The sequence below is a fragment of the Brevibacillus humidisoli genome, assembly GCF_020923435.1.
Classification (GTDB): Bacteria; Bacillota; Bacilli; order Brevibacillales; family Brevibacillaceae; genus Brevibacillus_E; species Brevibacillus_E humidisoli.
The window spans coordinates 553,631-568,047 of sequence record NZ_CP087263.1 but is presented as its reverse complement, the minus strand read 5'-3'; the positions used below and the strand labels follow the sequence as shown (position 1 = coordinate 568,047).

The 14,417-nt window shown below is 53.3% G+C and carries 13 protein-coding genes and 1 riboswitch; of the genes, 1 reads left to right on the top strand and 12 read right to left on the bottom strand.

Features of this window, described 5'->3' with window-relative positions:
* From LOK74_RS02750 to cobO, 7 genes are all read right to left on the bottom strand, one after another.
* A complete protein-coding gene (locus LOK74_RS02750) occupies window positions 1-648 on the bottom strand; it encodes a precorrin-8X methylmutase (RefSeq protein WP_230045102.1) in 648 nt (215 codons plus the stop codon).
* An 81-nt stretch (window positions 649-729) separates the two neighbouring features.
* Window positions 730-1,527, bottom strand: coding sequence for a precorrin-6A reductase (gene cobK / locus LOK74_RS02745; protein WP_230045101.1), 798 nt, complete (start codon window positions 1,525-1,527; stop codon window positions 730-732).
* A gap of 33 nt (window positions 1,528-1,560) precedes the next feature.
* Window positions 1,561-2,601, bottom strand: coding sequence for a sirohydrochlorin chelatase (locus LOK74_RS02740; protein WP_230045100.1), 1,041 nt, complete (start codon window positions 2,599-2,601; stop codon window positions 1,561-1,563).
* Between the two features lie 26 nt (window positions 2,602-2,627).
* The gene (gene cobJ, locus LOK74_RS02735) at window positions 2,628-4,373 is read right to left on the bottom strand and encodes a precorrin-3B C(17)-methyltransferase (protein WP_230045099.1); all 1,746 of its coding nucleotides are present in this window, start codon (window positions 4,371-4,373) and stop codon (window positions 2,628-2,630) included.
* 64 nt (window positions 4,374-4,437) lie between these two features.
* Entirely contained in the window at window positions 4,438-4,992 is a 555-nt protein-coding gene (locus LOK74_RS02730) for a histidine phosphatase family protein (protein ID WP_230045098.1), read from the bottom strand.
* Between the two features lie 95 nt (window positions 4,993-5,087).
* Window positions 5,088-5,831, bottom strand: a complete 744-nt coding sequence (gene cobS / locus LOK74_RS02725; RefSeq protein WP_230045097.1) for an adenosylcobinamide-GDP ribazoletransferase — start codon at window positions 5,829-5,831, stop codon at window positions 5,088-5,090.
* A 27-nt stretch (window positions 5,832-5,858) separates the two neighbouring features.
* Entirely contained in the window at window positions 5,859-6,407 is a 549-nt protein-coding gene (gene cobO / locus LOK74_RS02720) for a cob(I)yrinic acid a,c-diamide adenosyltransferase (RefSeq protein WP_230045096.1), read from the bottom strand.
* A gap of 214 nt (window positions 6,408-6,621) precedes the next feature.
* A riboswitch (cobalamin riboswitch) is annotated at window positions 6,622-6,837 on the bottom strand.
* Window positions 6,838-7,536: 699 nt separating this feature from the next.
* Here cobO and LOK74_RS02715 point away from each other — a divergent pair.
* Window positions 7,537-8,157, top strand: a complete 621-nt coding sequence (locus tag LOK74_RS02715; protein ID WP_230045095.1) for a YitT family protein — start codon at window positions 7,537-7,539, stop codon at window positions 8,155-8,157.
* A 151-nt stretch (window positions 8,158-8,308) separates the two neighbouring features.
* Here LOK74_RS02715 and LOK74_RS02710 read toward each other — a convergent pair whose 3' ends face one another.
* From LOK74_RS02710 to LOK74_RS02690, 5 genes are all read right to left on the bottom strand, one after another.
* On the bottom strand, window positions 8,309-9,628 hold the full coding sequence (locus tag LOK74_RS02710) for a hemolysin family protein (protein ID WP_230045094.1): 1,320 nt from the start codon (window positions 9,626-9,628) through the stop codon (window positions 8,309-8,311).
* Between the two features lie 358 nt (window positions 9,629-9,986).
* A complete protein-coding gene (locus tag LOK74_RS02705) occupies window positions 9,987-10,946 on the bottom strand; it encodes a cytochrome c biogenesis protein CcdA (RefSeq protein ID WP_230045093.1) in 960 nt (319 codons plus the stop codon).
* Between the two features lie 227 nt (window positions 10,947-11,173).
* Complete coding sequence (locus LOK74_RS02700) at window positions 11,174-12,448, bottom strand: ATP-grasp domain-containing protein (protein ID WP_230045092.1); 1,275 nt, start codon at window positions 12,446-12,448, stop codon at window positions 11,174-11,176.
* Window positions 12,423-13,475, bottom strand: coding sequence for a cysteine synthase family protein (locus LOK74_RS02695; protein ID WP_230045091.1), 1,053 nt, complete (start codon window positions 13,473-13,475; stop codon window positions 12,423-12,425). Before LOK74_RS02695 ends, LOK74_RS02700 begins: the two co-directional genes overlap by 26 nt.
* Window positions 13,476-13,496: 21 nt before the next feature.
* Window positions 13,497-14,408 (bottom strand): GHMP family kinase ATP-binding protein, encoded by a 912-nt coding sequence (locus LOK74_RS02690; RefSeq protein ID WP_230045090.1) that lies wholly within the window; start codon window positions 14,406-14,408, stop codon window positions 13,497-13,499.
* Window positions 14,409-14,417: the final 9 nt, after the last annotated feature.

Below are 14,417 nucleotides of genomic sequence, written 5' to 3'. Positions count from 1 at the left end.
TCACGCCCGGACCGCCATCAGGGAGAGTGCGTTGACGGCTGCAACCGTGACGGGGCTTCCGCCCTTGCGTCCCAGGTTGGTGATAAAGGGAACGTCCAGCTTGGCCAATTCTTCTTTGGATTCTGCCGCGGAGACGAATCCGACCGGCATCCCGACGATGAGCCCCGGTTTGGCCACCCCTTCTTTGACCAGCCGAATCAATTCCAAGAGAGCCGTCGGAGCGTTGCCGATGGCGAAGATGCCTCCCTCCGCTTCCTGTACCGCTTTGCGCATGGAGACAATCGCCCGTGTCGTATTGAGGCGCTTGGCCTCCTCGATCACATCTGGATCCGATATGTACACCTTCACTTGGCCGCCAAACTGCTCCAAGCGCGGCTTGCTAATGCCGACCTGCACCATTTGCACATCAGCGACCACGATTTTGCCGCTGCGAATCGCGCGAATCCCCGCCTGCACCGCATCGGGATGAAAAATCAAGCTTCTGCCCAGTTCAAAGTCGGCGGAAGCGTGGATCACCCGCTGGACGACGGGATACTGCTCCGCTGTAAAGGGATGCTCGCCCAGCTCGTCGGTGATGATCTGAAAACTTTTATCCTCAATCTCCTGCGGCTGCACCGTTGCCGGTTTAAACTCCGTGCGAAAGTCCATACGGTCGTTCCTCCTCTACGTTTGGTTCAACAAAAGGCCAGTGGTCCGTCCCTGCTGTACAGGGGTATCCTGATTGAAGCCCTATGGTGCGGTACTCCGCTCTGCAGCGTCTACGATTTGCAGTTGACTGAGCCGCTTAAGCACGCTGTCAAAGTCGGAACATTTGGTCCCGTACCTCACTTTCGGCCGTGCGATGACAATCGTCTCAATCCCCATCTCCAGCGCTGCCTCCACCTTCTCATCAAACGCGCCTACTTTTCCGCTCTCCTTGGTGATCATCAGGGTCACCTTGTAGTGATCGTAGAGCGCTTTGTTCAGCTCCCTGGAAAAAGGGCCCTGCATGGCGACGATGTTTTTCTGTTCCAGTCCCAGTTCCTCGCACTTTTGCATATTGTCGAGGCGAGGCAGCATGCGGGCGACCAGTGTGGTGTCAGGCAGTCCGAGCAGCCGTTTCGTGAAGATAGAGAGGGTCTTGCTGCCTGTCGTCAGCATCACCACACCACGCTTTTTGGCGGCTAGTTCCGCGGCCTCCACGTAGTCAGCGACGGTGGTGATCTTCTCGTGCTGCGGAGAGCTGATGCTTTCTCGTTCATAGCGAATGTAGGGAACACCTGCCGCCTCTGCCCCGGCGATTGCGTTTTTTGACGCCTCCTCAGCATACGGGTGGCTGGCGTCTACAACCGCTTTCACCTGCTGGCGACTGATCAGCTCGGCTATCTCGCTGGCGGCCAGTCTGCCTACTCTCACCGGCAGGCCAGCTTCCTGCATACTCTTGGCCGCGTTTTCCGTAACCACGGTGGTCAGGAGATCATATCCCTCCTGTCTGATGCGCAATGCCAACTCTCTGGCATCACTCGTACCGGCCAGCATCAGAATCATCTGTCCTTCCTCCTCTTTTCCTGCAACTATGTCCTATTTGCGCACAGTCGGCTCAGTCCGCGTCTGGGGAGCGCCATGCCGGTCTTGGTCTGTTTCGTGCCGTTCATGGTCTGTCTGCTGATGCGTAAGCTGATCGCCATCCGTTTGATGGTGCTCATGATCGTGATGATGGTGGTGATGATGATTGTGATGGTGATGATATCCGTGACCATGATGGTGATGCCCATGGTCATGTGAATGGTCATGATCATGGTGGTGGTGATGGTGCCCGACATGCTCCATTGCCGCGAGACGGTACTGACAGGTGTCGCAGTTCATTTTTACCTCATCGGCAAGTGCCTCTCTCACCCGATCCTTCAGTACTGCTTTGAGCAGCGGGTGAAATCCGAAGTACTCTGCCAACGTAAATCGGACATCGGGTCGGGAGGTTTGCCAGTGCTGCACGTAGTCAGCCATCCGCTTGATCAGCACTCCTGTAAAGAGAAAGTACGGCAGTACCACCACATGCCGTGCCCCCAGCTTGAGGCAGCGTTCCATCCCCTCATCAAAGCTGGGAAACGTAACCCCCATAAAAGCCGGCTCCACCCATTTCGCCTTGCTGCGCTCCCAGAACAGGCGAGCCATCTTGTAGATGTCGCTGTTGGCGTCCGGATCGCTGCTGCCTCTGCCGACCAGCAGGACGGCCAGCTCTTGTTCGCGCCGCTCCTCGCATTGCTCCACTTCATCAAGACGTGCTTCCAGAATTCCCAGCACCAGCTCGTGAATGCCCACCGGACGTCCATATGTAACGGGCACATCGGGGTGCTTTGTCTTAAACTCATCCAGCGCTGCAGGGATGTGGATCTTCGCGTGGCCAGCGGAAAACAAGATGATCGGAATCACCACGATCCGGGTTGCTCCCCTGCTTAGACAGGCCTCCAGTCCGCTGTAGACGTCTGGCGGTTCAAACTCTAGAAAGCAGGTCTCCACAATCGGTGCTTCCACTTCGTCAACCAGCGAGGCGACGAACTGCCTCACTTCCTCATTGCCTGCGGCATCCTTGCTGCCATGGCCGACAAACAACACTGCCTCCATCTTCCCAACCTCCTCCTTTTTTCTCCCTAGGTGCCGCATACGGCGTCTTCGATCTTCACGGCGGTCATGTCCCGATAGGCAAAACCTTCAATCTCGCCGACGCGCTTGAAGAACTTGTGAAAGCGTTCGTTGGGAAACGCCTCCTCGCGATACCTGGTGACGATCCGCTCCAACAGCGGCACAATCTCCTCTGAGGGAATCCCTTCTGCCACCGGGACACCGGGATGGGCATTGCGGCCGACAGACTTGGCTCCCAGGAACAAATCAAACGCACCCTTGCGATAGACGATGCCGATATCCTCTTTTACCGCGCCGTAGCAGGCCATCCCGCATCCGTTGACACCCAGCTTCAATTCCTTGGGCGCCTGTAGCCCGCCCATCAGCCGGTTCAGCTCTTCTGCGTACGGAATCGCATCTTTCTTTTCGCCGTCACAAAAATCGCAGGCCTTGATCTGTACCACGTCACCTACCGGCATCAAAAGCAGTCCAGCCTCTCGCAGCTGCGCTGTGATCGCGGACGGATCTTCTGTCGGAATCCGCAAAATCATCTGATGATGAGGCGTATACTCGATCTCGCCCTTGTCCCCAGCCACTTCAGCCAGCAGCACCATTTGCTGGGGTGTCCATTTTTTATTCACCACACCTGGGCTGACCGCGCACTCAAAGATCGACTGCTGCCGAAATGCGGGAGTAGATGGGGAAATCGGTGCGACCGTGCTGGTCGCCACCGCGCTCCCGTGTGCCTGCTGCAGCGTCATCAACGCCTCTGCGGCCCAGTCATAAGGAGTGCGTGATCCGACGTGCAGATCGACTGCACTTGTGCGTTCATCGTTCGAACGATCATGGACCGTCCGGGAGATACTCGAATGCTCCTCAGTCGAATGGACGTCAATCATGCGGTTCTCTCCTGACCGATCCTCAGTCGAAGGGCCGTCGTCTGAACGGTCTCCAAGCGCCCATGGCTCGTTCTCCTTGCGCAGCCGCTCATGCGGTTTGAGCGGCTGTTCGTCCGCCGTCAGCGTATACTTTCGCTGATAGCCGCGAGGTGTGATCATTTTGCCGTCGTAGACAAACGTAGACTCATTGCCGATGATCACAGTCGTCAGCATGCCGATGTCGTGGTCCAGCATCTTTTCCAGCGTCGTCATCACGACATGCTCCCGCTCCCGGTAAGCGCTTTTGACGATCCCGACAGGAGTATCGGGGGAGCGGTACTTGAGCAGGATCTGCTGTGCTTCCACGATCTGCCGCGTGCGTCGGCCGCTCTTTGGATTGTAGAGAGCAATCACGAAATCAGCCTGCCCAGCCGCATCGATCCGCTTGGCAATCAATTCCCACGGTGTCAGATGGTCACTCAAGCTGATCGTGCAGGCATCGTGCATCACAGGTGCGCCTAACAGAGCAGCGCAGGAGTTGATCGCAGAAATGCCGGGAATCACTTCAACGGCCACTCCCTCGGCTTCGATCCACCCCTGTTCAACCAATACCTCGTAGATCAAGCCGGCCATCCCATAAACGCCTGCATCACCACTGGAGATGACAGCTACTTTTTTGCCCATCTCCGCCTGGCGCACCGCTTCCCGCGCCCGACTCACTTCTTCCGTCATGCCAGTGCTGACCACTTTTTGATCCGTCAACAGCCCGCTGATCAGCTCCACATAGGTGGTGTAGCCGATCACGATCTCGCTTTCCTGTATCGCGTCCCGAGCCCGTTTCGTGATATGTTCGAAACTCCCCGGTCCAAAGCCGATGACAAACAGTTTTCCTTTCATCTGTACACTCCTCTCCGTTTTTGTTTATCTAGCCTGACTCTGCTCCCGTTCCTTACGTTGCTCGCTATCGTTTTATCAGAGACTCCCATCGACTGGCCGGGATGCTGATCCAACCGGCATTAGGCAGGAGGCCAACCGATAGTCCGCACATCTGACCGATGCATTTGATCACACTGCCGTGGGTAATGATCAGCAGCCGTTCTGCAGGGTAGGCGGCCGCCAGGTGGAATAGTCCCTGCCGAATCCGCTCTCTCACTTGCGCCATCTCCTCGATGCCATACGAACCATCCATGATTTCCTCCACATCTTGGATCTGCTCGTCTCGACGCAGTTCATCTGCCGTTTTCCCTTCCAGAGGTCCAAATGACCGTTCCTGCAACTGGGGCAGCATCACGATCGGCACCCCTATCATCTCCTGTGCGATACCGGCTGATTGTCTGGCCCGCCTCAGCGGACTGGAGACGATCCGCGAAAACGGAGGGCTCTGCCGAAGCAGCTTGCGACATGCCTCTCTCACCTGCTCTTGGCCCGTCTCGTTCAGTCCGACATCCTGCACACCTTGTAACCGCCGCTCCCGGTTCCAATCGGTCTCACCGTGCCGCATCACGATCCAATCCATCTATGGTCATCACCGCCAGTCCTTTGTATCTATAGGATGATTCCCGGGCTTTGATCATGCGGTTTTTCACCATGCCGTTTTTCCCTGGGCCGGAATCAGGGCAGCCATTTATCCGCGGCTACCAGCAGCAGCAGGGCTACCGCTTCTGTCGACTCGATCAAGGCTCCGTAGGCGTCGCCGGTGTATCCACCCAACCGTCGGTGGATATAGGTGGAGAACCAATAGAGATAGAGCAGCGTCAATAAAAAGACGAGCATGTTCTGGTAGCCCACTGCCCACCAGCCAACCGACAGCACCGCTATACTGCTGACAAGCAGATGCCCTGTACCAATCCCCTCCCGCAGCCTGCTGCCGATCCCATCCTGGGTCAAGTAAGGCCAGTGGCGAATCGCGATTAGCAGATGCGTACGAGCGATTGCAGGGACGATTACCAGGCACGTCTGCAGATTGAGTGACAGCAGCTCGTATATGGCTGCGCCTTTTACCAGCAGCAGGGAAAGAGCGGCCAGAACACCCATCGCCCCAACCCGGCTATCCTTCATAATCGTCAGCACTTGTTCCCGTGGTCTGCTGCTGCCTAGGCCATCCGCCAGATCCATCCATCCGTCCAGGTGCAAGCCCCCGGTTATGTAAATCCAAAAGATGAGGGTTAGTACTGCTGCAAGATGATCGCTTAAAAGCAACTCGGAAAACCAGTTGCCCCCCCACAGCAGGAGACCGATGATCGCTCCAACCAGCGGGTAAAAAACCGCACTCCTGGACCAATCTGCTTCTTTCATCGGGTAGCGAGGTACCGGCAGACGTGTCAGAAAAGAGATTGCTTGAAAAAATGCTCCCATCTCTCCTCCTCCTCCTAGTTGCCGTCCCTAAAACTCAATGCCCTTAACCGCCGGCACTCCTTCATCGTAGTAATGCTTAACCGGGTTCATTTCCGTGACGAGATCGGCGATGTCGACAATCTCCGGTTTGGCTTGGCGACCGGTAATCACTAGGTGCATGCCATTTGGGCGATTTCGGATCAGATCCAATACGTCTGCCAGCGGCAGCACATCATCGATCGGGAAGCGCTCAATCGCCAGCGCGTTGTTCAACTCGTCGAGGATGACCAGGTCGTACTGCCCCCCCATCACCTTTTCCTTGGCCAACTGCCAGCCTTTTTCCAACGCTGCACGGTGCTCCTGAGGTGTCTTCGTCCAGGTAAATCCCACTCCTGTCTGGCAGATTTCAATCCCCAGTCGATCAAAGACGAGCTTCTCCCCGTAGGTTCGCTCCGGCGATTTAATAAACTGGATCATCAGTACCCGCTTGCCGCGTCCCGCGGCCCGTACCGCCAGTCCCAGCGCAGCCGTCGTTTTTCCTTTGCCATCGCCGGTGTAGACCAACACCAGTCCCCGCTCCTTATCCGGCCTGCTCATCAGACTCCTCCTCCTGCAGTAAGTAAAAAGAACCGGCTCCATCGCTGTGTGTTGACAGCGAAAGCCGACGCTTTGCTGATGCTCTCAACTTGTTTCGTTATGCAAACAACAGATGCATTGGCAAACAAACAAAAAACGCTTTGGCTCCTATGGGAACCAAAGCGCGGACAGCATGCGTGACAATCCTCACCTTTCCTTTGACCCGAAGGAAACCAGTGACACATACAAACAGGCAGGTCTCCTGGCTCAAGGATCATCGTCTACCTTATCCTTCCCATCGCCGGCAGCGACAGTGGATGCATCATTGCGCAAAGGAAGACTCCTCTTTTACAGTGGCGGGACCGCGTTGGATTTGCACCAAACTTCCCTTTTAACCTCATCTGCTGCCGTCCGTTCGGTACAGATGAGGACCTGTTTGCTTTTTATGCAATTGTTCCAATCCAGTGACAAGTTCTTGCTTTAATAATAACAAAAGCGGGACAGGATGCAAGGAAAAAGCTGTCTGCCAAGACCATTACAGCCTGCGCTCACCCGTACCACTGCAGCTTAACGTCCAAATACCGAATCTCATCATTCCACTGGGGGCGGAAAAACTGACATAGGCGGGCGGTTACGTCGGAATCTCCGTTTACTTGCCAACAAGATAAAGGTAATCAGACTGTGAGCAGTGAAAATCCCCACTAGACTTTGCATGAGAAAGGCAATGTCAGGCGTGAAGAGAGAGACGGACTTCCAGGGAATTTGGCTGCTATAGACAAACAACGGGATTAATCCGATCCCCAGAATGGCAGAAAGGACGCCAACAGACAGCCATATTTGATAAGAGATCATTTTATTTCGAATGATTCCTACGCAACTAAAGATAGAACCGACCACAAGGAGTACAGCAGCACTCAAGAGCACCCATTGCGTTGTGTGATTCATTTTCGATAATTCTGGATTTTCCCCGTTCATAATAGAAGTGAATTCCTTCCATCATACTCAAATAGGGTACGGCTTCAAATTCGTGGTATTTATTGGTCAAGAGAACAGCGCCGTAGTCTTGTTCGCTCTCCGAATCTCCTGGTAAGTATAATCATTTCAACCTATGCGTATAGATTGTACAAATAAACGGATACCTGGAGGAAAGATGCTGCGAAAAGGTATCGCGATCGTAATTGGCTGCCTTTTGGTGGGGACTGGAGTCAATCTGTTTATCTTGCCCCACAAGTTGATGGATGGCGGAATCATTGGAATCGGTCTGTTAGCGAAATACTACTTCTCCTGGCCTCCCGGATTGGTGATGATTTTGGTCAGTTTACCGATTTATATGCTCGTCTTTGTGTATGACAGAAGGTTATTCTACAATAGCTTTCACGGAATGTTGCTTTCCTCCTTTTTTATTGACTGGCTAAGTCCACTCCGTCGGATGCATGAGTTTCCGATTCCGTTTTCAGCGGTGGCAGGCGGAGTTTTTATTGGAGCGGGGATTGGCATTATGCTAGCGTTTCAAACGAATACGGGGGGTACTGATCTGTTGGCTCAGTTCTTGGCAACGCGTCTGAACATACCAGTTGCTTTGCTCATCTTTCTGATTGATGGGTTCATTATTTTGGGGTCTATTGAGGTTATCGGCAGACTGAATACGATATTTTCTCTGATTACCATTTTGTCAGTCGCCGTCGCGACACATTTCTTTCTTGTTGCCGGACAACCGAGGAAACCCTACGTAGTAATTGGTTCTGTAACTCATTTTATGAATCATAAATGATAGGGGCATCAAGCCTATTATCAAATATGGGGCTTGCCAATGGGTGAGCACATACGATCGATTTACAACGTTTTGCTATCGGGTTGACCGAAAGGAAAAGCAGGCTTCTTTCCCCCGAAGCCTGCTGAAGTAAACAAGTATGTAATGAATATTACTCTTCTTCTTTGCCATCATTTTTGGATGGCTCTTTCACCTTTGAAATCTCTACCTTCCGAATGCGATGGCGATCCTTCTCCCTTATCGTAAAATGCAGGGTTCCGTACTGCCATGCCACATTTTTCTTTAATGTCGGATTTACAGCATAGAGCCATCCTCCTATCGTATCGAAGTTCTCATTTTCCAGTTCTACATGCAACATATTGCTTATGGTATCCAATGATACCTTACCGTCAACCATGATGTGATCCTCACCAATCATCTCAATCTCCAGAGGTTCCTCTTTATCAAACTCGTCTCTAATCTCGCCAACGATCTCCTCTAATATATCCTCGATCGTTATCAACCCCGATGTTCCTCCATATTCGTCGACCAGTATAGCCATATGGACATGCTGCTGCTGCATTTTGCGGAGCAGATTTTTTATGGGTATCGCCTCTGAGATCGTAAGCACGGGCTGGATAAACGTCGAGAGGTCCAAATCTGGATCTTCACTTATCTGCATAAAAAACTGTTTCGTGTTTATGAACCCTTTAATCTGATCCTTGTCCCCATCCATGACAGGAAAACGGGTGTACTGTTCTGTTTTCATCATTTTAATAACCTGCTTCCTGTCATCGTGAAGATCGATACATACCATGTCTGTTCTGGGAACCATAATTTCTCGGGCAAGTCTTTCATCGAACGTAAAAATCCTGTTAACGTAGCTGTACTCCGATTGATTGATTTTGCCGCTTTTATAACTCTCCGTTAAAATAATGCGCAATTCTTCTTCAGAGTGTGCTTCTTCATGTTCTTTTGCCGGCTTTATACCAAAGAGGCGTACAAACCAGTTAGCGGAACCATTTAAACTCCAAATAAAGGGGTACATCACTTTATAGAAAAAAATCAACGGCTTTGCCGTAAGCAAACTGACGAATTCAGCTTTCTGTATAGCAACTGTCTTAGGTGCAAGCTCACCTAGAACCACATGAAGAAACGTGATGGTGGCAAAAGCGATCACAAAGGATAATACAGCACTGATTCCAGCGGGAAGACCGTAATGTTCAAAAACTGGTTCCAGAATACGTTCAACTGTGGGTTCTCCGAGCCAACCTAGACCCAAAGCCGTAATAGTAATGCCTAACTGACAGGCTGACAGATAACCATCCAAGTTGCTTGTTACCCGCTGGACAGCCTGTGCATTTTTTTTCCCTTCTATCACCATTTGATCAACCCTACTGGATCGGAGTCGGACGATAGCAAACTCAGCAGCAACGAAAAAGGCTGTGGCGATAATTAGCAAAGCTACAAGAAATAAATTAAATACAAGCATGTAGACACTCCTATCTCACGATTGATTCGTACAACGATTGATTTACTGACTGCCATGTTACCTATCATTTCTATTCTCTTTACTTAATCTTACCATATACGAGGGAATACACTGCAAAAGTGCGGCATGCTTTTCCTGTTATTACGATAAGTATCAATTATGACAAGTTGACAGAAATAAAAATAGCCAGCGTCAGTTCTCAAGAAAGACGCTTGGCTCATCGTGCAGATCATTCTTCGGCTCTGCAACTTACCGACACTTCTGCCATAAAACTAGACGGCCGTTTGTGTTTCCAAATCTGATTTAGGACGTCCACAACTCTTGGCAATTTCCTCGGTACATACAGTCTGCGGCTCCATCAACCGTACCACTGCAGCTTGAAGCCCCAGCGGCCAATGTCAAAGGCAAACGCCAAGCCCCAGTAGTAGACAAAGTAAGCTCCCCCTGCCATCAGAGCGAAGGCACTGAGCAGTTCCATCTGCTGCGGCTTCTCTGAGACCCAGCGCGCGATTCGCTTGCCGAACAGCCAAAAGAGCAGCAGGAACAGCGCGACCATGACCGCAATTTGGCCCAATCCCTGGATGGCCATTGCCGCTCCGCCGTACAGCGGGTTGTTGATGCTGGCTGCATACGTGAGGAAATCGCGGAAGACGGGGAACGGTCTGCCTACCGAAAAAAATCCGACGAGAATGCCCATCAGTCCTGCCCTTGTCAACGTTGATGAGAAAAACAGCCTCGTCTTCATGGACAGCCTGGAAATCAGCCGATCGGCGAAGCCAAAAGAAATGATTCCCCATGCCAGCAGGATCAAGCCGAGCATGCTAAAGGTGACCTGGGCCTGCAGCAGCCGCATCGATCGTTCGTTGTACGCCTGAATCGCTTCCGGCCCCAACGAGCCGACATACCATCCATAGGCCACATTTACTGCGACCACCGCTGCTGTGAATATCCCTAAGGCTCGCAGCACATGGGTTCGCTGTGATGCTCCTTCCGCCGAACAGGTAAGTCCCGGCAACATCGCGAAAACAACACAGTTACAGGCCGTAAACGTGGCCGCCAGACCAGCTACTGCGGCAAATAAAAAACCAACCCCCCAACCGTTTTCGCCAGATGTACCGGCAAGCGCTTGGGTGTCGCCGATCAACTTGCCGGCGACGATCTCCCGGCCAAATCCGTCCACCAGGTGATAATTCCAAAAGCCCGCAACCAACACGCCCAGCAACAAGGCAAAAAAAGCCCATCTCAACCGTTTGCGGATGGGATAGGCGACCGCCAACAAACCAGACCCGGCGGCAGAAATCAGGTCATCTGTTTTCATCGAATTCCCTCGCCCCTTTGCAAAAGTCGGGCAGTCGCACCATGTACTGCTGCCCTGTTACTCCTGATGGTAAGGGAATCCTTTCTCTTTTTGCTTGGCTTTTTATGGCGGAGTTGTGTTTTCCAGGCATCGGAGAAAAGGGGTTGTATCGCAGCAAACCGGTTGCATCGGGGCCTACGGGTTGCAACGAATCCAACCGCTCGCTCCCGACAACCGCAACGCTTGTTTCAACCAGGTGCGGGTTGCAGCAGCGGGACAGCTTCCTGCCGCTCCTCCAGCACAAGCGCAATCTGTCTGACTGCTTCGGTTAGACGCTTTTCCGTCTCCGTATAGGTGGTCCCAGAGGCGATCACATAACCTAAACGATGGTAGGCGTTTTGGGCGACGTGTACCTGCCCGCCTTCTCTGGCGGTAATCGTGACATTGTGGATGCCAGGCATGTTGCGTACTCGCTCGATGCCTTCTGCTCTCTGAAACGTCCCCTCTTGCTCGGAAAGAAAAAAGTGTATCCCGGCATACTCCTTGGACGCAACTTCCTGCTTGTGGATGGTGCACTCACCCATCGCTGCTTTTATCTGCTGCTCCAGCAGGTCAATTCCTGTAGCTTGATGGATCAGCTCAGGGATCATCCCGCCGGCAAGCCTGGCGTTGATCTCGATGATCGCGCAGCCTTTTGAGGTCACTTTTACCTCGGTATGGGTGGCCCCGTTCTGTATCCCGACGGCAGTCAAGGCCCTCAGCACCGTATCTTTGATCTGCTCAGCGGTCTCAGTGGAGAGCTGGGCTGGGAAGATGTGCTGATGCTCGACAAAAAAAGGAGTGCCGCTGATCTGCTTTTGCGTAATCCCGATGCTGATCGTTTGCCCCGCATATGTAAACATTTCCACACTAAACTCCGGATCGTCCAGATACTCCTCGATCAGAATCGCGCGCTCCCGCTGCTGGCCGCGTGTATTCAGCTTCTCTGCCAGAATAACGGCCAACTGCTGCTCGATTTGCTCAACCGTATGGCACAGCTTCACATCATTGGAGCCGCTGTCATCGACTGGTTTCACCACACAAGGCAGACCGACCGCCGCCATCGCCGCAGGGATCTGTGCCGGATCCTGTACAATTGCAAAGCGCGGCTGTTCCACTCCCTCTTCGGACAGGCGCTGTCTGGTTTTTGCCTTGTTCCGGCAGATTTCCATCGCCTCCGGCGGATTGCCGGGCAAACCGTAGAGCTCCGCCAGTTTGGCTGTCGTAACCAGGTAAAACTCGCTGGTTGTCATGATCCCGCACAACTGGTTGACAGCCAGTCTGGTCTCGATCGTTTGCCGCAGTTCCTCCAGAGAGTTGGTGTCACACATCAGTACCTGGCATCCCGTCTCCGCAAGCCCCAGATAGCGTTCCGGTTTGTTGGTCAGAAACACGGGGGTAACCCCGTATGCTTGCGCCTTCTTCAACGCCAGCATACCTGTTCCCGTCGTGTTGGATTCAACGAAGAGCAGCAGCCTGTTCATGTCTTTCCCCCTTTTTTACCGTCGCGTACGACCAGGAAGAAACCACTGTCTGATACGGTACTTTGGTCGGTTCGTTGGTCGTTTCGGAAATATTGATCTGTTTCTCCCGCCGGTACGCTTCGTCGTAAAAGGTGTACACGTAGCGGTCGCCGCGGTCGGGAAAAATCCCGACGATATTGGTCTCCGGCTGCACGTGACGACTGATCCAGCGGGCGACGGCATAGACCGAACCGGAACTGTTTCCGGCAAACACTTTTTCATGTCTGGCCAAATCCAACGTGGCGGAAAACGCCTCGTGGTCGTTAAGCCAGTGAACTTCGTCCACCAGGGCATGGTCTACATTAGGCGCGACCAGACTGTTCCCCAGACCGCTCTGCAGCCGGCCCGGGATGTCCGGTTGATCAAAGATCACGCTTCCTACGGAATCCACGGCGACTACGCGCAGCTCGGGATTGGTTCGCAGCAGATGACGAGCCGTCCCACACAAAGAGCCGCCACTGCCGACGGAAGCAACCAGCACATCAACCCTGCCGAGATCCGCCAGCAATTCGTCCGCCAGTTGGGCATAGGCCAGCGGATTATGGGGGTTGTCGTACTGTCGCGGCCAAAATGCTCCAGGATACTCTTTGAGTAGCTCCTGCAGCCGCTCCAGACGAGCGCTTTGCCACCCTTGACTGCTCATCCGTTCTACGATGTGGATCCGACAGCCGAGCGATTCCAGCTTCCGCAGGGTAAGCCGGTCGATCCGCGGGTCTGTCACGATATGCACCTCATGCCCGAGATAGGTTCCAACCAATGCCACTCCCATCGCCATGGTGCCGGAGGAGCTTTCCATGATCGGCGCCCCGTCGGCCAGTACACCGCTGCGCTTCGCTTCCAGTATGATTTGCTTGGCGGCCCGGTCCTTCATCCCAAACGGATTCATCATTTCCAGTTTGGCGTAGACCGAACCGACCGCCTTATCGTCCAAACGCAGTTTCACCAATGGTGTTTGCCCTATCGCATCAATCATCGTCGATCGAAGCATGTTCGCCGCTCCTTTCTCTATTCAGGTCGATGAGTGGTAGATGACAACCTGATCGGCCAATTGCTGAAGATGCAAGCTGGCCGCTGTCAGTTGTTCCTGGTAGCGGACATGCTGCGGGGACAGCAAAATCCCCAGGCAAGTCCCGCTGTGTGCGACAGAGACCCCTAATCCTTCCACCTCTTCGCAGATGGCAAGCAATTGATCCAGTGTTCGCTTGGGACGCAGCTTCTGGTTGAGAATTGCGCTGCGGGTGGAGATTTTGCCGATCGTAGCGAGGTCGTTTTGACGGATCGCTGTCGTCATCGCATCCAGCAGCTGCTGGTATTCCTGCCTATCCGCTGTCGTATATTGCTTGGGCAAGCGGTTAAACTCAATCGTATCCACCTCGCCACCTTCGTCGATGCTGACCACTGTCAAGGGAGCCAGCGGTCCGATCAACTCGCGGAGCTGTACCCTGCGGTGAAAAAACGAGACCACACCAGGGTACATCACACCATCAGATGGTTCGATCTGTCTCATAAAGGTTTCCAACAGTGGAACCGGCAACTGGAGCGAGAAACAATCCTCAATCGCCCGTGCAGTAGCAACCAGGTCGGCTGATGAGCTGGCCAATCCTTTGCCGACCGGAATGTCAGCGGTCAGTCGCAGCACGCCGCCCAGAGGAAGCGAAAAGAAACGCAGGATCATCTCAGCCAACCGGCGCGACTTCTGTTTTTGCGGCGGTTCGACAATGAGCTCATCGCGTGCCGGATCAGAAATAAAGGTGGCATGGGCCTGCCGATCAATCGGAAAGGTAACCAGAAAGTCAGAGTCTTCCTCCTCCAGTGCGCCTTGCAGCAACTCGCCAAACGTACCGCATGCGCTCCCCTTTCCCATCGCCTTTACGTCCAGTGACGATCTGCCAGCATATTGGCCTTGTGCAGGATAATTCATCGGGACGCA